Raw genomic sequence first — 19,947 nt, forward strand, 5'->3', positions numbered from 1 at the left:
CGGTGTACGTGGTGGTTCTCCGTGAACAATCAAACAGTTCGCCAACAAGTACTTGCGGCTCCGGGACGTGAATATAGACGATGACGCACACCGAAACCCACCCCGTGGACGCCACTCGAACCGAGCGGTGTCCGCAGAACCGACCGAAGGGCGTGCTGTTCTGCCCGACGTGCGGTCACGAGAGTCCCGTGGGTGGGGACTGGCACGTCGACTGGCGCGGCGACACCCGGTCGCTGACCTGCCCGGAGTGCCGGACGCTCGTCAGCGACCGCTAGTACTCGCGTATCTCTTCGTCCGTGACGACCGAATCGAGTAGCGCCGTCGGCGTCGCGTCGTAGGCGGGATTCGCCACGGCGAACCCCTCCGCCGGTTCGCGCAACACCTCCGCGGGCGACCGGAACTCGTTCTCGAAGGCGAACGCGCCGTCGACGAACTTCGCGTCGGCGCCGACGACGGTCATCGGTACCTCCGAGTGAGCGGCGGCCGTCGCGATAGGATAGGTCCCGACGCGGTTGTACAGCGTCTCCTCGACGATGCAGTCCATCCCGACGAGGACCCGGTCGACCTCTTGAAGGTAGTGGCCCGCGGCGCTGTCGATGATGAGCGTCACGTCCACGCCGTCGCGCTCGGCGAGCTTTCGGGCCGTCTTCCGCCCGAGGAACCGCGGCCGCGACTCCGTGACGTACACCTCGAACGTCGCCCCCGCCGCGAGGGCGTCGTCGATGGCGGCCAGCACCGTCGAGGAGAAGTCGTGGGTCAGGAGCACGTCGTCGGCGGCGATGAGGTCCGCCGCCCGCGCGCCCGCCCGGTCTTTCGCCGATTCCACTTCGTCGACGACGGCGTCGATGGCGTCGAGGGTCCGCTGTTTCGCCGTCTCGACGTCCGCCGGGTCGGCGTCCGTGACCATCTCGACGATGTCTCGCTGGGTCGTGTGCAACGACGCGTGGGATGGGTTAGCCCGGCGGAACGCGTGGCTGTTGCGTTCGAGCGAGCGGAGATACTCCTCGACCGTCGGGAACTCCCGGTCGGCCAGCACTCGCAACGCTCGGGCCGCTTTTATCGCGACCACCGACGAGCTATGGGTCTGCATCTCCTCGATTTCTTCGACCGTCTCGTCTATCATATCGCGGACTGTGACCCGAATCGATATGTGTTTTCCCCTCGCCCGCCCGGACCCCACAAGATATAACGCCCTCTGTCCATGTCCTACGCACGAACGATGGGACGAGGGGGCTTCAGCGCCGACACCGTGGGGATGTCCGAGTCGATAGGCGTCGCCGTCCTCATCGGGTTGACGCTCGTCGTCACCTCTATCGTCGGCCTGAACGTCCTCGTCGTCGAGTCCGACGACACCGGCGGCCCGCAGGCCAACTTCACCTACGACTACATCGACGACGGCGAAATCCTCATCGTCACCCACAGTCGCGGCGACTCGCTGGAAGCGGGCAGCATCGAGTTCGAGGGACCCTCGGAGACGACGACGTGGGCGGCCGTCGCCAACCGCAACGACACGTCGATGGTCGACCCGGGCGACATCGCGCAGTTGAGCAGTGGCAACGCCTATGGGCGGCGGGTCAGCGCGCGAGACACCATCACAATCTACTACAACCAGAGCGGCAACCGCACCCAACTGGACCAGTGGACCGGCGCGTAGCGCCGTCCCGCCTCAGCCCTTGATGTTGCAGACCGGGAACGTCCGGGCGACCCGGTCGCCGATTCCCAGCGCGTCGGAGACTCGCACCACCTCGTCGATGTCCTTGTAGACCCCGGGCGCTTCCTCGGCAACCGTCGCGCCCGACTGGGCCTTCACGTAGATGTGCTGTTGGTCGCGCAGTTCGTCGCGCACGTCCTCGCCCCAGTACTGCTTTTTCGCCTGCGTCCTGCTCATCAGCCGTCCGGCCCCGTGGGCCGTCGACCCGAACGTCTCGGCCAGCGAGTGTTCCCCGCCCCGGAGGACGTACGACCCGGCCCCCATGCTCCCCGGAATGATGACCGGTTGGCCCACGTCGGCGTACGCTTTCGGGAGTTCCGGCCGCCCCGCCGGGAACGCTCTGGTCGCCCCTTTCCGGTGGACGAACAGTTCGCGCTCCTCGCCGTCGACGGTGTGGACCTCCTTCTTCGCGATGTTGTGGGCCACGTCGTACAACAGTCGGAGGTCCGACCGCGGCACGTCGAACACCTCCGTCAGCACGGTCCGCGTCTGGTGGGTGATGAGTTGCCGGTTCACCCACGCGAAGTTGATGGCCGCGCACATCGCGCCGTAGTACGACTCCGCCAGTTCCGACCCGGCGGGTGCGGCGGCCAGTTCCCGGTCGGGGAGTTCTGCCAGCAAGTCCCCGTGCCGTTTCTCTATCTGCCGCAGATAGTCGGTGCACACCTGATGCCCCAGGCCGCGAGACCCGCAGTGGACGAGAACGACGATTTGGTCGACTTCGAGGCCGAACTCGCGCGCCACGTCCTCGCGGAACACGTCGGTCACCCGCTGGACCTCCAGAAAGTGATTGCCCGACCCGAGCGACCCCACCTGCGTCGCCCCGCGGTCCTTCGCTCGGTCCGAGACTGCGCTCGGGTCCGCCTCGGGTCGATACCCCTCGTCCTCGCAGTGTTCGAGGTCCGCCTCGGTGGCGTAGCCGTGTTCGAGCGCCCAGTCCATCCCGCGGGCGAGAATGGCGTCGATGTCCGCGGTCGTCCCCTCGAAGACGCCGCCCCCGCCGAGTCCCGACGGAATCGCCTCGAACAGTCGGTTCACGAGTTCCTCCTCGTGGCCCTGCACGTCGTCGTAGGTGAGCGGCGTCGTCAGCATCCGGACGCCACAGTTGATGTCGTAGCCGACCCCGCCCGGCGAGATGCAGCCCTCCTCGGCGTCGATTCCGGCGACACCGCCGACGGGGAAGCCGTACCCCTGATGGCCGTCGGGCATGCACAGCGCCTGCTTGCGAATCCCCGGCAGGTGGGCCACGTTCCGTAACTGTTCGAGTGTCTTGTCGTCGCTAATCTCGTCCAACAACTGCTCGCTCGCGAGTACCCGCGCTGGCACGCGCATCTCCCCCTGCTTGGGAATCTCCCAGACGTACTCCCGGACCCGTTCGAGCGTTATCTCCCCGGCAGTATATGTCGACATGGATGAACGTTCGCACCCAGCGGTCAAAGAGGTGTGGTGCGGGCAGTCCCGCGAGTCGACCGTCCGTAGCTTTATATCCAGACCATGCGACGTGGTAACACGCTATGGTGTTCAAGAAGATAACCCTGATCGGAACCAGTCCAGAGAGCTTCGACGCCGCCGCCGACGACGCCATCGAACGCGCAGAGCGGACACTGGACAACCTGAAGTGGGTGGAAGTGGACGAACTCGGCGTCGAGATAGCGAGCGTCGAGGGTCGGGAGTACCAAGCGGAAGTGACGGTGGCGTTCGAACTCGAAGAGTAATCAGGTCCGGAAGGACTCGCCACACCCGCACTCGCTGACCACGTTGGGGTTCTCGACGTGGAACCCCGCGCCCTGCAGTCCCCCTTCGTAGTCGAGGACAGAGCCTTCGATGTAGTCGATACTCGCGCCGTCGACGAACACGCGGAGACCGTTCCGAACGAAGACGTTGTCGCCCTCCTCCGGTTCGTGCTCGAATCGCATCCCGTACGAGAGGCCCGCACAGCCGCCCTGCTGGACGAACAGGCGCAGACCGGCCACGTCGGTGTCCAGCCCCTCGCTCTCCAAGAGGTCGAGGGCTTCCGCGGCGGCCGTCTCGGTGACGGCCACGTCGGACCCGCCGAGTTCAGAGTCGCCGTCCTCTGCAGTGCTACTCATACAAGCAGATGCGTTCCCGAGCGTGTTAATCCTGACGCCGCTTTCGGACGCTCTCGGCGTGGGCTTCCAACCCTTCGGCCTCGGCGAGCGTCGTAATCGTCTCGCTCAAGTCCGACAGTGCGTCCTCGGAGAGGCGTTGCACCGTCGTCGACCGAACGAACGTGTCCACCGAGAGGCCGCCGGTGACCCGCGCGCTCCCGCCCGTCGGCAGGACGTGGTTCGTCCCGGCGGCGTAGTCGCCCGCGGCGACGGGGCTGTACGGCCCGAGGAAGACGGACCCCGCCGAGGGGATGCGGTCCAGTAGCGCCTCGTCGTCGTCGGCCTGAATCGAGAGGTGTTCGGCGGCGTACTCCTCGGCGAACAGCACCGCTTCGCTCATCGACCGGGCGAGGAAGACGCCGGAGGCGTCGTTGGCGAGCGCACCGTCGATTACGGATTCACGTTCGCGCTCGGCGGCCTGTTCCTCGACGCTCTCGGCGACGGCCTCCGCGAGGCCCTCGTCGTCGGTGACCGCGACGACGGAGGCGTTCTCGTCGTGTTCGGCCTGCGCGACGAGGTCCGACGCGACGAACTCGGGGTTTGCCGTCTCGTCGGCGACGACCATGATTTCCGACGGGCCAGCGAGGAAGTCGATGGCCACGTCGCCCCGCACTTCGGCCTTCGCGGCCGTGACCCAGCGGTTGCCCGGGCCGACGACGATGTCCGTCGCCGTGACCGTCTCGGTCCCGTAGGCCAGCGCCGCGATGGCCTGCGCGCCGCCGACCTGATAGACGGCGTCCGCCCCGGCGACGTGAATCGCGGCCAGCGTCACGGGGTTCACCTCGTCGGCGGGCGGCGTCGCGACGGCGACGTGGTCGACGCCCGCAACCTTCGCGGGGATGACGCCCATCAGGGCGCTGGAGGGGTAGGCGGCCGTGCCGCCCGGCGCGTAGACGCCCGCGCTGTCCAGCGGTCGGAACCGGCGACCGAGTTCCCGGCCGTCGAAGTCCGCGCGCCAGTCCTCGGGGACCTGTCGCTCGTGGAACGCGCGGATGTTGGCGGCCGCCGTCTCGATGGCCTCGCGCACGTCGTCGTCTATCTCCTCGTAGGCGCGTTCGGCGGCGTCGGTGATGTCGACGTTCCCGACTTCCACGCCGTCGAACTCGCTGGCGAAGCGGCGAAGCGCCACGTCCCCCTCCTCGCGGACCTGGCCGACGATGTCGCGCACGTCGTCTCTCACCGCGTCGACGCCCGCGTCCCGGTCGAACAGCGCCGACCGCTCGTCCGGCCCGAGGTCGGCGACACTGCGTACGTTCATACCCGCCGTTCGAGACGGGCGGAAAAACGGGTTTCCCTTTCGCGGTGGTCAGGGCGCGATAGCCAGCACCGTCTCGTCCTCACCGGCGAAGGCGTACGCCTCGCCGCCCACCAGACGGGTGAGCCTCGACTCGGCGGCGTAGGACCACGCGCTCTCGCCCGTCTCGGCGTCGAGAGCGAGGACGTGCCGGTCCCGGTCGTCCTGACTCGCCGAGCGCTGTATCACCAACTGGCCGTCCAGCAGGCACGTGGGCCGAGCGAGGTACGCGTCGACGGGCGTCCGCCACTCGACGCTCCCGTCAGATAGCGAAATGGCCGCGGCGTCCTCGTTGACGACGTACAGCGTGCCGTCGGCCACCGGCGCGTCGTAGATGGTCGCGGGCACGTCGGCACGCCACTCCACGTCGCCGGTCGTCGGGTCGAGGCTCGCGACGGAGTCCCCGCCGACGAGCAGTCGGTCACCGACGGCCTGCGTGGTGTAAGCCTTCCACTCCTCGAATGACCACCGCTGTTCGCCCGTCTCCCGGTCGAGGGCGACGACGGTCGGTTCCCGCGGGTCTTCGGCGTCCACGAACGCCACGGTGTCATCGACGACCGAGAGGGTCCGGAACTGGTACTCGCCCACCTCGTACTGCCACGCGGGAGTGCCGTCCTTCCCGACGGCGTAGAGGACGCCATACGACGGGACGTACACGCGCTCGTCTGTGACGAGACCACCGCTCGGGTCCCCGATTTCGGCGGCCCACCGCTCGGTCCCGTCGCCTAAGGCGAGCGCGTACAGCGTCTGTCCCGACGACTGGACGTGGTCGTCTCCGGTGGCGACGTACGCGGTGTCGCCGTCGGTGCCGACGACGTCGAGCCACCAGTCCGTCGGCGAGAACGTCCACCGCCGGTCACCGGTCTCGGCGTCGATGGCGTGGGCCGCGTGTGCGGAGTTCAGCCCGTCCGCTCCGGCGATGGCGGCCACCGTTCCGTCACCGACGACCGGCGAGCGCTGTACCTTCCGTTCGGCGTCGTAGGTCCACTGCGTCGTCCCGTCTGCGGGAGACAGTGCCGCCACCGTTCCGGCGTCGGTGCCGACGTACACGCTGTCGCTGGCTGGCGTCGGCGGATTCACCACCGCGCCGGACAGCGACTGCGCCCACGCGACGTGTTCGGCGCTGGCGCGGTCGGTAATCGTCTGTGCTTTCTCTGTATCAGGTGTCGACTCGCCGCCGCTACCGTCGGTTCCGTTCTGCGGCGTCGAACCGGTCGGTGACTGCGCGGTGTCCATGCACCCGGCGACGGCCGCCGTCGCCGAGAGCGCCAGAAAGGTTCGTCGAGAGGGCATGGCCCGTCGTACTCCCAGACGGGGTACGTGCCTTGTGGTGACTCTGAACGCGCTTTGAGCGACCGGTCAGGCCAGCCACTCGTCGGGTTTCGTGTTGTAGTCGATGTCCGTCGCCGCGAGGTGTTCGACCGCCTCCCACGACACGTCCTCGACAGTAATCTGGTCGCCGTCGTAGCGGATTCGCTTACCCACTTCCTTGGGTTCCGGTTCCCGGTCGCGGCGCTTCGCCACCTCGATGTCGTGGTCGTCGAACTCCTTGACGATGGTGAGGAGGTTCACCGGGCGGCCCCACAACTCGAAGACGCGCTTGAGGACGCTCTGAGCCTGACTCAGGTCCAGCATGACGCCGTTGTACTGGTGGGCCAGCAGCAGTTCGTTCCGGTTGCGGTAGTTGCCGTCCTCGACGACGACGGTGGGCTTCCCGAAGTTCGTGAAGTTGAGCATCAGTTTCTTCTTCACGTCCTCGTGGTCCGTCGACGTGACCCGGTAGTCCCCGGAAGCGTGGGTGTACTCGTAGGTGAAGTAGTCGTTGTCGTCGACGAACTCCTGCGTGAGGAATTCGTCCAAGAACGTCACGTCGTTGTGGCTCTCGCGAATCTCGCGCATCCGCTCCCAGCCGCGAGTGTAGTCCACGTCCGCGAGGGCGTCTTCGACGCTTTCGTAACGCGAGTCGTCGAACATGTACCGCGAGACGCGTTCGAGTTCGGACTGGCTGACTCGCGAGACGAACCCGCGATACTGGGGCTTTACGAGCGAGTAGTGTCGCTGGGCCAGTCCCTCGTAGGTGAGGACCTTCCACGGATATTTCTCCACGTCTATCTCGCCGCCACGGGCCTGTTCGAGTCCCTCGGCGTCGACGCGGGGGTCGTCTGGGTCCAGTTCGTCCAGATGGCCCGCCACGTCGCGTAGCCACGCGGGCGGTTCGAGCAGGTCCTGGACCGCTCCGAAGTCCACCACGTCGTGGAACGCCCGCCACGTGACCCCGTCGACGCGGAGCAGGCGCTCGACGATTTCCCGACGGTTCTCCGTGTTCTCGACGTACTCCCATATCTCCATGCCGAGTTTGTACGGGTTCAGTCCGGGCGACCCCAGCACCTGGGCCATGTGGTCGGCGTAGAGGACGAACTCGTCGTCGCCCGCGAACCGCTCGCCGGTCATCATGAGCGACTCCCAGTAGGCCGCCCAGCCCTCGTTCATCACCTTCGTCATCTTCTGCGGAGCGAAGTAGTACGCCTCCCGGCGGAGCATCTCCAAGATGTCCTTCTGCCAGTCCTCCATGTCGACGGCCTTCCCGGCGCTCTCGTCGTAAGCCATCCCGTGCTTGCGAAGGAAGCCGAGCACGTCCTTCTCGGGGTGGGCAGGGAAGGAGATGCCGTCCTCGTCGTCGCGCTGGGCGTCCAACCACTCGTCGTCGAACACCTGCCGCTTGACCTCCTCGGAGAGGTCCAGTTCGTCGAGTTGGTCGGCCACGTCGACGCCCTCGATGTCCTCGAAGTGTTCGTCCGCCGTCTCGACCGGGCTGTACGGTTCGTGCTGGTCGATGTTGTCCTCCAGACAGAGGACGTGGTCGATGAACCGCTCGACTTCGCCCCGGTCGATGTCCGGGTCCTGCATGTACTCCCGGATGGTGTCGGCGTGCCGGGCCAACATTCCGGCGGCGTCCGGGCCTCTGTCGCGTCCCGCCTCGCCCGCCGACCGCGGCGCGCCGTCGCTGAACATCCCGAACCACTCGTTGTTGGCGAAGAAGTCGCCGTGGGCTTCGACGTGGGTGATGACCGCCTTCTGGTCGGCCAGCGTGTTCGACTCTTGGAGGAACGCGTGGGCCGGGTCGTCGTTGTTGACGATTTCGAAGGCCTTCCCGCCGAGGAACTGCCCCTGCTTTTGCTGGCGGTCGTACTGCATCCCCCAGCGCCAGTGCGGATATCGTTTCTGGAACCCGCCGTAGGCGATGAGTTCGTTCATCTCGTCGTAGTCGACGACCCAGTAGTTCACCGGGTACGGCGTCAGTCCGAGTCGGCGGGCGAGGTTGCCCGCTTCCCGGACCGGTTCTTCCAGGTCGTCGGCGATGCGTTGCTTCGCGAATCTGTCGTCGGTGCTCATCCGTCGTCCTCCGTGCTCAGTATCTCGTAAATCGCTTCGACCACGTCCTCCGGCGAGGAGACGTACGCCACCGCGACGTTGTCGCTGTCGCGGAAGCTTCGTTCGACCTCCTCGGCGTGGGTGGCGTTGATGGCGTTCCCGCTGGGTTGGGTCTCCACGTAGGCGTGGAGGTTCGCGGGAATCTCGCGCATCATCGGGATGACGCGCTCCTCGGTGTCGTTCGAGGAGTTCTCGGAGTCACCGGCCGCGAAGACGTAGCGGTTCCACTCGCTCCACGGGTACTCCTCCTCCAGTATCTCGGCCGCTAGAGCGTACGCGCTGGATATTCGGGTGCCACCGCCCGACCGGATGCCGAAGAACTCCTCGCGGTCGACCTCCCACGCGTCGGCGTCGTGGGCGATGTAGACGAACTCGGCGTTGTCGTACTTCCCGGTGAGGTACCAGTCCAGCGGCGTGAACGTCCGCTCGACGAGTTCGCGCTTCTTCTGTCGCATCGACCCGGACACGTCGCGGATGTTGACGACGACGACGTTCTTCTCGCGCTCCTCGACGATTTCGGGGTAGCGGTAGCGCTCGTCCTCCCGCCGGAACGGAATCTCGTCGACCCCCTCACGGCGGATGCGCTGGGGCGTCGACACCTGGTCGACGTTCTCCTCCATCTCCTCGATGGAGTCCCACGTCCCCTTCTCGTCGGCCGGGATGTCGTCGTAGGCGTCGTCTATCCACGCCTTCGAGACGGGGATGTTCTTACCGCGCGCCCACTCGAACACCGTCGCCGGTCCCCAGCCGTCGACTCGCAATGCCTCGCGGACGTAGTCCTCGTCGAAGTCCATCGCCAGTTTCCGCTTCAGCCCCTGTTTGAACAGGCGCTCGAAGTCCAGCGTCGAGGACGGGCCGGTGCGGGTGATGTCCGTGAAGTCGCCTTCCTTCTCCTCGATGACCTTCTTGCCCTTCGGTTCGAGGTCCAAACCGAGTTGCTCGTCGAGTTCCTGGGCGAACTCCTCGGGGTCCATCTCGTAGTACTCGTGTTCGCCGCCCTCCTCGCCGGGGTCGCCGTCCTCGTCGCCGTCGCCCGGTTGTGGTTGTGGCTGACCGACGGGGTCGCCCGGTTGCGCGCCCTCGCCCTGCCCGACGCCGCCCTTGTCCCGCTGGTCGTAGGCGAACTCCGGCAGGTCGACGATTTTGATGGGGATGCGGACTTCGTCGCCGCGGGACTGTCCCAAGTCGCCGTACTGGATGAACTCTGCGAGGTCCTGTCGGCGCTCCTCGCCGACTTCGCGGTAGCGTTCGAGGTCGTCTTTCAGTCCCATCGGTAACTCACCTGATTCATGACGTGACGGCTGGTCAGTTCCGCCGCCGCCTCGCTGTAGCCGTGCATGTCGACCATGTTCGCTATCGTCTGCTCCTTGATGCGGGCCGTCTCGGTCCCCGACGGCGGGGTGTCCCACTGCCGTGGGTCGAAGTCCTCGTAGGTCCGCTTCACGTCGTCCCAGTCGTGGCTCCCGAGCACGGTCTTGATGACGGGGATCTCCTTCGGGTTCACGTCGGCGACCCGGAACTCCTCGTCGCGGCGCTGCCACGCGTGGCGGTTCAGCGCCGTGATTATCTTGTCCGTCCGGAACGCGGCGACCGCCTCGTCGGGGTCGTTGTTCGCGTAGTTCGACTCGTCGAACCGCCCGAGGTGCTCTATCTCGAACACCTTCATCTTCAGGGGGTCCGGGTCGACGTACTCGCCGCGCTCGTTCTCTATCTTGTCGTCGGAGGCCCACGCGTACACCTGCTCGATGTACTCCTCGACGGTGGCCTCGTCGACCCGCTTATCGCGCATCATCGCGTCCAACACGTCCCGCTCCTGTTCGCCGAAGATGTGGTTTTTCACGGGCACGACGCGCTCCTCGTTCTCGCTCGCTTCGGTGGTCGAGAACACGGGGGCGTCACCCATCCCCTCGGCAATCGCGTTCAGCACGTCGCGGGGCATGATGACGTGTTCGACGGGGAGGTCCGGATGGTGGCGGTCCTGCGTCTCGTGTAAGAGGTCGGCGACGATGTCCCGGACGTACGTCACGGGGATGCCGTGGTCGCCGTCCCGGTCTGTCGTCTCCAAGTCGTAGTCCTCGATGTCGACTCGCTCGTCGCCCTCCATCAGGTAGCCGCGGTCGAACAACAGCGCCTTGTCCACGAGGTCCAACCCGTTCGGGACGTTCGTCCCGTCGAGACGGGAGACGACGGCGTACAGCGCCGCCGCCTCGATGGTGTGCGGAGCCAGTTCCTTCTCGGTGGCCGTCTCGATGTCGTCGCGCACGGCGACGGTGACCGGCTCCTGAATCCACGTCTCCAACTGCTCCCACGACTCGGGGTCCCAGACCTGCGTCTCGTTGGTCAGTTCCCGTCGGAGCAGTTGGGCCTCCAAGGAGAGGTTCGTCAGGTACGTGAACTCGTGTTTGTCCAGGCGTCGTTTCAGCGCCTTCAGCGGGTCCTGTCCCTCGCGTTCGGCGTGCTGGTTCAACTGGGCTTCCAGGTCGGGGTTCGAGATGATGACCAACTGCGTGTCCACGTCCATCCCGATGCCCTTGTCCAGTTTCACTCGACTCTCGTCGGGCACGTTCAGCAGTTTCTGGAGCAGGTCGGCGTGCTGAGCGGCGTCTTCGACGACGGTCAGCAGGCCGTTGCCCTGCGAGAGGACGCCGTCGTAGGAGAACGCTTGCGGGTTCTTCCGGCCCCGCGAGTCGAGTTCGCGGAGCATCCCGTGCATCCACGACCCGACGAGTCGCTCCTTCGGCGTCCCCTCGTCCTCGGAGTGGAGGATACCGATGCCCCGGCCCACGTCGACGACGAAGTTCTTCACCCGCAGATGCGACGGGTCGGTGACCGCCGAGAACAGGTCTTCGACTCCCTCTCGGCGGTACTGCTCTTCGAGGAACTCGTACGCTTCGCGCGAGAAGGGGTCCAGTTCGCCCTCGACCCGAATCTCGATGTGGTCGTCGAGTCGCTCGTTCAGTTCGGCCAGCAAGTCCGCCCGCACGTCGGCGGGGAAGACGGTCAGCGGGTGGACTTGGACGGGACTCTCGTACCAGTCGTCCTCGTCTTGGACCGGCGAATCGCCGTAGGTCAGGGCGCTGTCGCTCGCGCCCGCCCCGGCGACGTTCCATTCAACGGTGTACCGTCGACCCTCGGGCGTCTTCGAGTACTCTCGAAGGCCGTTGATGAGACACCGCTTCAGTTCGGACTTCCCGGTCGCCGTCGGCCCTTCGAGCCAGACGATTTTCTCGTCTTTGCCCCGTCCCGCCGCGATGGAGCGCAGGTCGTCGACGAACGCGTTCAGCACCTCGGTGTTGCCGAGGATGGCGTGCTCGCCGTCGTTGTGCGGGTCGTCGAAGAAGCGGTAGCGCTCCTTCTCGTCGCCCTCCTCGATGACGGTCCGCGTGCCCGCCGCCTCGATGGCCGCGAGCAGGTACTTCGAGGCGTGTGCCGCTATCTCGGGCGTCTCGAGGACGGTGTCGACGTACTGCGCGAGGCTCATCGGGGCCTCGTAGGTGGCGTCGAGGGACTCGTCCGCCCGGCCGATGTACTCCTCGCCGCTCATCTAGTCCTCCATCTCGCTCTTGGCGACCTCCGCGCCGGCGAATTCGAGCACTTCTCGCGCGCCCGCCTCGGAGTAGCCCTGTTCGATGAGGGCGTCTATCCACTGGTTGCGCTCGTCGTCGTCCATCTCGCCGGACGACACCAGCGCCGAGAAGTTGATGTTGTGCTTCTTGTCCTCCCAGAGTTTGCGTTCCAGGGCGCGGCGCAGGCGGTCGTTGTCCTGCGGATTGAACGTGTCGCCCTCGCGCGCTCTGCGGGAGACCCAGTTGGACACCTCTTGGCGGAAGTCGTCTTTCCGGTCCTCGGGCAGTTCGAGTTTCTCCTCGACGGAGCGGAGGAACTGTTCGTCCGGTTCCTGTTCGCGGCCCGTGAGTTCGTCCTCGACGGTCGCGTCGTCGATGTACGCCATCACGTGGTCCATGTACTTCTCGCCCTGCCGCTGAATCTCGTCCATGTCGTAGGCCAGGGCGTGGCGCACGTCCTCGATGGCCCGCTCTTTGTACTCCTCGCGGACGAGTTCGAGGAAGCGGTAGTACTCGTCGAAGGACTCCTCGTCGATGGAGCCGTGGTTCTCCAAGTTGCCTTCGAGGTGATTGAACGTCGTCAGCGGCGAGAGGAACTGCCGGTCGCGGTGCATCGAGTCCATGATGGCCTCGGCGATTTCGTCGCCGATGAACCGCGGGGAGACGCCGTCCATCCCCTCGCCGATGTCGGCCATCTTGTCGGCCTCCTCGCGGAGTTTCTTCACGTCGATGTCGTCGGCCTCGTCTATCTCGCCGTTGTAGGCCTTCGCCTTCTGGACCAGGTCGACGGACTCGGTGTCGGGTTCCTCGATGCGGGTCAGGACGCCGAACAGGCCCGCCATCTCCAGCGAGTGCGGTTCGACGTGGATGTCCGGCAGGTCTGCGTTCCGGAGCATCTTCCGGTAAATCTTCGCCTCCTCCTCGTACTGGAGGACGTACGGGAAGTCGATGCGTTTCGTCCGGTCGTTGAACGCCTCCATCTTCTCGTCGCCCTTCTTGTCCCGGTACTCGGGCATGTTCGTCCGGCCGACGATGACCTGGTCGATGTCGATACGGGGGTTGTTCTTCGGCTTGATGGTCTGTTCCTGACTCGCGTGCAGGAAGTCGTAGAGGAACTCCCGCTGGAGTTTCAGCAGTTCCTCGCCGGAGAAGATGCCGCGGTTGGCGTTACAGAACGCGCCGGAGTAGTCGAACGCCCGCGGGTCGCTCTCGCCGTAGATGGCGATTTTCGAGTAGTTGACGTCGCCCGTCAGTTCCGTCTCGTCCTGGTTCTTCTTGTCCTTTGGCTCGAACGTCTCGATACCCTGTCGCTGGTTCTCGTCGGCGACGAAACGGATTATCTCGACGTGGTTCTCCAGGACCGCCTGTAAGTCGTCGTCGTAGTGGGCCAGCAACTGGTCCATGTAGAATTCGGAGGCGGGGTCCAGCGCTTGCTCGTTACGGATGGTGTAGGGGGCGTCCAGTTCCTCGTTTATCTGCTCGATGACCCTGTCTCGCTGGTCCTGCGGGAGCAAGACGAGGGGGTCCTGGTTCATCGGCGAGCGGACGAGGTCGTCGCCGGGGTCCTGGTCGTGGACCACGTCACAGAGGTTCGTCCAGCGGAAGGTGTACATCCGCCCCTCGTCGCGGCGGGTGTAGTCTTCGTAGTAGGTCCTGACCTGCCGGTCGAAGTCGGATTTCCCCGACCCGACCGGACCGAGCAGGAGTTTGATGCGTTTTTCGGGACCGAGTCCCCGCGCGCCGGATTTGACCTTGTTGACGAACTCGTGGATGGCCTCGTGGACCTCACGTCCGTAGAAGGTGTTCTCGCCGTCGTGGAGCGGGTCGTCGCTCGCGATTTCGTACTCGACGACGCCCGCGTCCTCGTCGTAGGCCGTCCCGTAGTAGTCGAACATGTCCGCGACCCGTTGGTGGGCGTTCCGGGCGATACGGGGTTCGTCGTAGAGCTGTTCGAGATACCATTCGAAACTCCGGGTTTTTCGGAGGTCCGCCGGTATCGTGTCTTGGTACTCCTTGCTCAGCGCTTCGAGTGTCTCTTTGTTCTTGCTCATGCTATCTCGATGAATTCGGCACGCGATGGCGCACCACGTGTCGGCGCGACCGTGTCGGACCCAGCACACGTCTTCCCCCGACTGGCGCTCCGTGCGTGCAGGCGGGCGGCCGGGGCAGGACCCGTCAACGCGGGTCGGGTTGTATACCTTGCCATACGTTCGAGGGAGGTGGTCGCGGGGACCGTCTCCACCTCTGTGGTAACGGGTGACAGTGTGGTACTGCTTCCGATACTATTTATCATATGAGCGCTTCATCACTAAGAGCCTTTTCCCAGTACCCATATAGGACCGGATTTGTAAACCCGGTATTTGACCCTAATACGGAGACGGCGCATCCGAGGTATGTGAACAATGACCATAGCCCCGACTCAGTATTTATATACCCTGATTCTCAAAGGCGACGGCGGCGGGCGCTCGACACCCCCAGTCGACAGAGTATTGCCTTCGGACCGACACCTGCCCGGCATGGACCTCGACGGCCTGGCCGACGACTGGACGGTGTGGAACGAGACCGAGGAGAAACTCATCCTCGCCTACCGCCCGGACGTTTTCGACAGCGAAAACTTCCCGGCGCCGTGTCTCCCGACGATATACCTCACGCGGGGGAAGCGGACGCGTCGACCCGGCGTCGACCGGACCGGCGAGGACTGGTACGTCACGCTCTACCTCGAACCCGAAGTCGCCCGCGACGCCGAGTCGTTCCCCGACCGCGATGCCGCCGTCGACGCCGCGAGGACGCTCGCCAACCGCTTCGCCAGCGGCGAGTTCGACTTCCGCTCGCTGTATCAGGTCCCCCGCGACGACTATCTGGACGAACTCGACTCCCTGACCGGACGGGCCTGACGCTTAAATTACGTGCCGCTCTACCCCCACACATGACCACAGTTACACTCGTCGGCACCCGCCTCGCGGCGGTGGGCGAGGAGTTCGTCTACCACGGCGAGGCCGACGGCTGTACCGGGTGTCCGTACCGCGACCAGTGTCTCAACCTCACGCCCGGTCGCCGCTACGAGGTGACGAGCGTCCGCGAGAACGGACAGACGCTCGACTGCGCGATGCACGACACCGGCGCCCGCGCCGTCGAAGTCCGTCCGGCGGCGATTCGCGCGAACGTCCCCTCGAAAGGAGCCTACGCCGGGAGCAAGGCCTCCCTCGGCGGACCGTGCCCCCACACCGAGTGTCCCAGCCATCGCTACTGCGAACCCGCGGGCGCGGCATTCGGCGAGGAGTACCGCATCGAGACAATAGTGGGCGACCCGCCCCACGACTACTGCATGCTGGACCGCGACCTGACGCTGGTCGAGTTCGAGGCCCCGGACGACACGTAAGCCGGTCCCGTCGCTGCGATTCCGACGAGTGTCAGTCGAGGACCCCGACCCGGTCGGCGGTGTAGCCGAACACGTCCTCGTAGCCCTCCGCGGAAAGCAGAATCGGGTGGAACGACTTCTCGGCGACCACCTGATTGCCGTCGGCGGCGGCGACGGGGTCACCGGCCGCGACTTCCTCGAAGTTCCGGGCGTACACCTCGTAGCTGTCGGCCGCCGACTTCGGAATCGGGTCGCCCAACTGGAACACCGGGAGCGGTCTGTCGCGGCCGACCGCATCCCCGTCGCTGACGCCGATGGCCGCGAGGAACTCGCGGATGACCCGTTCGGCGTTCGCGGCGGCCTGTGCGGACCCCTGATAGCCGCACTCGACTTCGATGGCGCCCGGCGCGACGGTGAACAGACGGCCCTCGTTGTGCCCCGCCGTCCGGACGACGGCGTCGACAGAGAGGTGCGGGAGCACCTCGCGGGCGAACGGCGTCATCTCGTCGACGAGCGCGAACATGCCGTCGTAGGACTGCGTGGAGTGCAGCGAGAGGACGGTACAGCCGTCGAGTTCCGCCGCGAGTTCGGCGGCTAACCGCTCTTCGAGCACGTCGCTCTCGGCGTCGCCGGGGAAGACGCGGTTCATGTCCGCCTCGATGTATCGCTTGCCCGCCGCCAACGCGTCCTCGTGGGCGACGACGAACTTCACCGGTTCCGACAGCGACGGCGGGTCAGCGAGCACCGCCTCGATGCCGTCGCGGCCGCACGGTTCGTCGCCGTGGATACTCCCCACGACGGCGATTTTCGGCTCACCCTCGCCCAGTTGCTCCACTCGCATCTATCCATCGTACGATACCCGGCCATTAGAGTCGTGTGGAATCGACGCTGGCACGGCACACGACAGCACACCGCTCGACCGCGCCCACTCAGTCGAGGTTCTCGGCGAACGCGTAGTCCGTCTCGTCGGCGACCGGATAGCCACCGTCGAGTCGAATCTGCCACCCCTCCAGCACGCTCGGGTCGTTCAGCGCGTTGGTGACCGTCGTGCGAACGTCCAGTAAGTCGACGCCGTAGTAGTCGTTGGGGACCCCGCGGAAGTACTGGAGCGAGGTGCGAAACAGCGACCGCATCCCGTCGTCGTCCTCGAAGTCGAAGTGTTTGTACGCGCCAGCGGCCACCTGCACCATCCCGTGGAGGAACTTGCTCTCCGTGGACCCGCGGCCGTAGTTGTACCACTCGTCCTCGAAGCAGTCGTGCGATTCGTGGAAGTCGCCGTCGTTGTACAGGCGGACGCCGTGGACGACGGCCCGCCGGAGCGTGGCGTGCTCCCACTGGCCGTCGGTACGCCACCCGGCCGGACTGCGGTCCCCCTCGGGCGGGCCGACCGACGGGTCCCGCGTGTGGTCGTCCATACCCACCGTTGGACTGCGGGATGGGTCAATCCACCGGTCCCGTCGGGTCCTCAGGTGAGGTCTTTCCCGCACTCCGGGCAGACGGCGTCGGTCCCCGCAGTCGCGTGCCGACAGCGGGGACAGACCACTTGGTCACTCGTGCCGACGTTGTGGTACGCCGAGTCCTCCCGGAGCGCGTAGACCACGATAGCGAGGGCCATCAGCGCCACGAGGACGCCGACGACCGGGAGCGCCCCACCGAGTTGCAGGACTACTGCAGACGGCCCCATACCTCCAGTCTCTCGGCGCACGCTGTTAGTCGTTTGCCCGTCCGGTTCCGTACGACCTTTATACTGTACCGCCATCATCTTCGATGCGAGCAAGCGTGCGAGGGTAGCCAAGCCTGGAAACGGCGGCGGACTCAAGATCCGCTCCCGTAGGGGTCCAAGGGTTCAAATCCCTTCCCTCGCACTGTTGGACCCACCGCGGTCCCTCGCACAACAGTGCTGGAAGACTCGCTCGGAGCGGTCTTCCCTCGCAATTTCCCGTGGCGTCGACCGACGAGCGACAGGCGTCGTCACCACAGAGCGTGGTAGTCAGAGTCATCCCGGCCCCGGTAGAACTAACTTGTCATCGTCGGGGAATAATCTATGTACTGATTCCTCACTCGTTTTGCCTGAGTCAGTCGAATTCTAACATATGAGTAGCTTTATACGGTGACGTGAGGTAATGACACACATGGCGACCGACCAATCTGATGGCCGCAGCATCCGAGTTCCGCCGCTTGAGAACACGGCGTTCTTTTCCATCGAAGCCGACGACGAATACGTCCGCATCGAGCAGTCGCTCGGCAATCAAGTGCTGTACACGCCGGAAGAGGCGCGGGACATCGCCGACGCGATACTCGACGCAGTCGACGCCGCCACCGAGAAGTCGTAGCGCTCTTTTGCTGGATACCGAGTTGGTAAGGGGCCGGGCCTGTCACCCACAGACATGTCTGATGACCATCATCGTGCGGCGCTCGCCGAGCGTGCCGCACGTGCCGGAGGGGTCGTCGCCCGCCAACAGTTCCGCGGCGACCTCGCCGTCGAGACGAAGGACCACAAGAACGACCTCGTCACGGAAGTCGACCGTGACGCGCAAGCGCAGGTCGTCGCGACGATTCGCGAGGAGTTCGGGAGCGACGCGTTCGTCCTCGAAGAAGAGGTTGTCACGCTCAGCGGGCCGGAAACCGGCGAAACGGACCCGGCCGTGCTCGACGAGGTGCCAGAGACAGGCGACGCGTGGGTCGTCGACCCGATAGACGGCACGGCGAACTACATCCGGGGGATGCGGACCTGGGCGACGAGCGTGACGGCGATTCGAGACGGCGACTCTGTCGGTTCGGCGACGTACATGCCCGCGGCGGGCGACCTCTTCGCGGCCGGGCCGGAGAGCGCGACCCGCGACGGCGCGACGCTCGCAGTCAGCGACCGCGACGACCCCGAGACGTTCGCCGTCGCGCCCGTCGGCTGGTGGGACCGGGACGACCGAAGCGAGTTCGCCGACCTCTGTGGGGCAGTCGTCGAGCGGTTCGGGGACATGCGCCGCATCGGGAGCTTTCAGGCGACGCTGGCGTTCGTCGCCGACGGAGGACTCGACGGCGCAATCTGTACGACGCCGATGAACCCGTGGGACACCATGGCGGGCGTCCATATGGTCCGGCAGGCGGGCGGGACCGTCACCGACGCCGACGGCGAGCGCTGGCGCCACGACAGCGAGACGCTGGTCGCCTCGAACGGCGAGGCCCACGCTGAACTGCTCGCGGCCGCGGACGACGCGCTCGACGCCTAACTCCCGCCCTCTGCGGTCGCCCGGCGCTGGCGCACGCGACCGGAAACCTGAAACCGACTCACGCCGCCCTTTCGGCCATGAGTACGTTCGACCGGGTCGTCAACGAGTACGGCGCGGGCCGCCTGTGGGTGGTCTCGTTCGTCGCCGTCCTCGTCGCCGGTGCTGGCGCGGTGGCCGCCGCCCCGCGAGTCGTCTGGGACCGGTTCCTGTGGCACTACTTCTGGGGACCGGTGTACGCCGACGCGATGGCGGCGAGTTGCGCGGTCATGACCGACGCTGGTCCGGAACCGTTGTACGAGGGCTGTACGGCAGCCATCGAGAGCGGCCGTGTCGTCGCTGAACCGGGCTACACCGTCGTCTCGGAAATCGGCTACATGCTGATTCTGGTGTACATGCTCGTCGGCGTCTACCTCCTCCTCGACAGACTGGACATCGCCGACGACCCGAAACTGTACTTCGCGTTCGTGCCGTTCATGCTGCTCGGTGGCGCGCTCCGCACCGTCGAGGACGCCACCGACCGCGCACTGGACGCGGGCGTCGCGCCCATCGTCGACTACCCGCTGAGTTCGCTCATCATCAGCCCGGTCATCTACGGGACGCTGTTCGTGATGACGCTGGTGACGCTGGTGGCCTGCCTCCGACTGGACCGCGAGGGGTACCTCGACAACTACTACCGGGCGACGGCCGCCGTCGGCAGCGGGTTAGTCCTCCTCACCCTCGCCTACCTCACGGGCGTCGCGCTGACCACCGACTACTCCACGCTCTACCCCTCGGTCCTCGTTTCGACAGTGGGCATCGCCTCCGTCCTCGCGTACGGTCTCTACCGTGCCTTCGGAGCGTACGCGCCCGAGGTCAACAGCGGCACCGGGTACATCGGGCTGTTGGTCATCTGGGGCCACGCCATCGACGGCGTGGCGAACGTCATCCTCGCGGATTGGCTGGACGCGCTGAGCGTGCCGCTGACCTATTACCCGAAGCACCCCGCCAACGCGTTCATCATCTCGACGACGGAGGCGCTGCAACCGGCGGGACTCACGGCCGCCATCGGCACGTCGTGGCCGTTCCTCGTCGTGAAACTCGTCGTCGCCTCGCTGGTCGTCTGGCTGTTCAACGAGGAGTTCATGGACGAGAGCCCGCGCTACGCGCTGTTGTTGCTCGTCGCGGTCACCGCCGTCGGCCTCGGGCCGGGCACCCGAGACATGTTGCGGGCGACGTTCGCTATCTAACGAG

20 protein-coding genes and 1 tRNA gene are annotated in these 19,947 nt (G+C 65.8%); 9 read left to right on the forward strand and 12 right to left on the reverse strand.

The features are described 5' to 3' along the window. The first annotated feature begins 80 nt into the window (after window positions 1-80). Complete coding sequence (locus tag NJQ44_RS10870) at window positions 81-275, forward strand: DUF8106 domain-containing protein (RefSeq protein WP_254271374.1); 195 nt, start codon at window positions 81-83, stop codon at window positions 273-275. Here the strand turns inward: NJQ44_RS10870 and NJQ44_RS10875 are convergent. After that, window positions 272-1,123 carry an eIF2B alpha/beta/delta subunit family protein gene (locus NJQ44_RS10875; RefSeq protein WP_254271375.1) on the reverse strand — a complete coding sequence of 284 codons (852 nt, stop codon included), beginning with the start codon at window positions 1,121-1,123 and terminating at the stop codon, window positions 272-274. The two genes, NJQ44_RS10870 and NJQ44_RS10875, sit on opposite strands and share 4 nt — an antisense overlap. Window positions 1,124-1,219: 96 nt before the next feature. Here NJQ44_RS10875 and NJQ44_RS10880 point away from each other — a divergent pair, with 96 nt between their 5' ends. Further along, a complete protein-coding gene (locus tag NJQ44_RS10880) occupies window positions 1,220-1,654 on the forward strand; it encodes a type IV pilin domain-containing protein (RefSeq protein WP_254271376.1) in 435 nt (144 codons plus the stop codon). Between the two features lie 12 nt (window positions 1,655-1,666). Here NJQ44_RS10880 and NJQ44_RS10885 read toward each other — a convergent pair whose 3' ends face one another. Then, window positions 1,667-3,121, reverse strand: a complete 1,455-nt coding sequence (locus NJQ44_RS10885) for an RtcB family protein (protein ID WP_254271377.1) — start codon at window positions 3,119-3,121, stop codon at window positions 1,667-1,669. 104 nt (window positions 3,122-3,225) lie between these two features. Here NJQ44_RS10885 and NJQ44_RS10890 point away from each other — a divergent pair, with 104 nt between their 5' ends. Next, window positions 3,226-3,426 carry a dodecin gene (locus tag NJQ44_RS10890; protein ID WP_254271378.1) on the forward strand — a complete coding sequence of 67 codons (201 nt, stop codon included), beginning with the start codon at window positions 3,226-3,228 and terminating at the stop codon, window positions 3,424-3,426. Here NJQ44_RS10890 and NJQ44_RS10895 read toward each other — a convergent pair whose 3' ends face one another. From NJQ44_RS10895 to NJQ44_RS10925, 7 genes are all read right to left on the reverse strand, one after another. Then, window positions 3,427-3,801: a HesB/IscA family protein gene (locus NJQ44_RS10895; protein WP_254271379.1), complete on the reverse strand. Its 375-nt coding sequence runs from the start codon at window positions 3,799-3,801 to the stop codon at window positions 3,427-3,429. A gap of 25 nt (window positions 3,802-3,826) precedes the next feature. Continuing rightward, window positions 3,827-5,098: a histidinol dehydrogenase gene (gene hisD / locus NJQ44_RS10900; RefSeq protein WP_254271380.1), complete on the reverse strand. Its 1,272-nt coding sequence runs from the start codon at window positions 5,096-5,098 to the stop codon at window positions 3,827-3,829. Between the two features lie 48 nt (window positions 5,099-5,146). Continuing rightward, complete coding sequence (locus NJQ44_RS10905) at window positions 5,147-6,427, reverse strand: outer membrane protein assembly factor BamB family protein (RefSeq protein WP_254271381.1); 1,281 nt, start codon at window positions 6,425-6,427, stop codon at window positions 5,147-5,149. Window positions 6,428-6,493: 66 nt separating this feature from the next. Next, entirely contained in the window at window positions 6,494-8,527 is a 2,034-nt protein-coding gene (locus NJQ44_RS10910) for a SpoVR family protein (protein ID WP_254271382.1), read from the reverse strand. Next, on the reverse strand, window positions 8,524-9,837 hold the full coding sequence (locus NJQ44_RS10915) for a YeaH/YhbH family protein (RefSeq protein WP_254271383.1): 1,314 nt from the start codon (window positions 9,835-9,837) through the stop codon (window positions 8,524-8,526). The genes NJQ44_RS10910 and NJQ44_RS10915 overlap by 4 nt, the downstream gene beginning before the upstream one ends. After that, window positions 9,828-12,110 (reverse strand): PrkA family serine protein kinase, encoded by a 2,283-nt coding sequence (locus tag NJQ44_RS10920; protein WP_254271384.1) that lies wholly within the window; start codon window positions 12,108-12,110, stop codon window positions 9,828-9,830. Before NJQ44_RS10920 ends, NJQ44_RS10915 begins: the two co-directional genes overlap by 10 nt. Further along, window positions 12,111-14,183 carry a PrkA family serine protein kinase gene (locus NJQ44_RS10925; RefSeq protein ID WP_254271385.1) on the reverse strand — a complete coding sequence of 691 codons (2,073 nt, stop codon included), beginning with the start codon at window positions 14,181-14,183 and terminating at the stop codon, window positions 12,111-12,113. A 465-nt stretch (window positions 14,184-14,648) separates the two neighbouring features. On the opposite strand from NJQ44_RS10925, the gene NJQ44_RS10930 reads away from it, so the two are divergent. Next, a complete protein-coding gene (locus NJQ44_RS10930) occupies window positions 14,649-15,026 on the forward strand; it encodes a DUF5820 family protein (RefSeq protein WP_254271386.1) in 378 nt (125 codons plus the stop codon). A gap of 32 nt (window positions 15,027-15,058) precedes the next feature. Further along, window positions 15,059-15,511: a UPF0179 family protein gene (locus tag NJQ44_RS10935; RefSeq protein WP_254271387.1), complete on the forward strand. Its 453-nt coding sequence runs from the start codon at window positions 15,059-15,061 to the stop codon at window positions 15,509-15,511. A gap of 31 nt (window positions 15,512-15,542) precedes the next feature. Here the strand turns inward: NJQ44_RS10935 and NJQ44_RS10940 are convergent, their stop codons facing one another. The 3 genes from NJQ44_RS10940 to NJQ44_RS10950 all read right to left on the reverse strand — a co-directional run bounded on the left by NJQ44_RS10940 (window position 15,543) and on the right by NJQ44_RS10950 (window position 17,174). Beyond that, complete coding sequence (locus NJQ44_RS10940) at window positions 15,543-16,331, reverse strand: M14 family metallopeptidase (protein WP_254271388.1); 789 nt, start codon at window positions 16,329-16,331, stop codon at window positions 15,543-15,545. Window positions 16,332-16,419: 88 nt separating this feature from the next. Beyond that, window positions 16,420-16,905 carry a DUF309 domain-containing protein gene (locus tag NJQ44_RS10945; protein WP_254271389.1) on the reverse strand — a complete coding sequence of 162 codons (486 nt, stop codon included), beginning with the start codon at window positions 16,903-16,905 and terminating at the stop codon, window positions 16,420-16,422. A 50-nt stretch (window positions 16,906-16,955) separates the two neighbouring features. Next, a complete protein-coding gene (locus tag NJQ44_RS10950) occupies window positions 16,956-17,174 on the reverse strand; it encodes a hypothetical protein (protein WP_254271390.1) in 219 nt (72 codons plus the stop codon). Window positions 17,175-17,271: 97 nt separating this feature from the next. Between NJQ44_RS10950 and NJQ44_RS10955 the strand changes: the two genes are divergently transcribed. The 4 genes from NJQ44_RS10955 to NJQ44_RS10970 all read left to right on the forward strand — a co-directional run bounded on the left by NJQ44_RS10955 (window position 17,272) and on the right by NJQ44_RS10970 (window position 19,943). Beyond that, window positions 17,272-17,355, forward strand: a tRNA-Leu gene (locus NJQ44_RS10955). Window positions 17,356-17,622: 267 nt separating this feature from the next. Next, window positions 17,623-17,823, forward strand: coding sequence for a hypothetical protein (locus NJQ44_RS10960; RefSeq protein WP_254271391.1), 201 nt, complete (start codon window positions 17,623-17,625; stop codon window positions 17,821-17,823). 54 nt (window positions 17,824-17,877) lie between these two features. After that, window positions 17,878-18,717 carry an inositol monophosphatase family protein gene (locus NJQ44_RS10965; RefSeq protein WP_254271392.1) on the forward strand — a complete coding sequence of 280 codons (840 nt, stop codon included), beginning with the start codon at window positions 17,878-17,880 and terminating at the stop codon, window positions 18,715-18,717. 77 nt (window positions 18,718-18,794) lie between these two features. After that, window positions 18,795-19,943, forward strand: a complete 1,149-nt coding sequence (locus NJQ44_RS10970) for a DUF63 family protein (protein WP_254271393.1) — start codon at window positions 18,795-18,797, stop codon at window positions 19,941-19,943. The last annotated feature ends 4 nt before the right edge of the window (window positions 19,944-19,947 follow it).

The sequence above is a fragment of the Haloarcula marina genome (assembly GCF_024218775.1).
GTDB lineage: Archaea > Halobacteriota > Halobacteria > Halobacteriales > Haloarculaceae > Haloarcula > Haloarcula marina.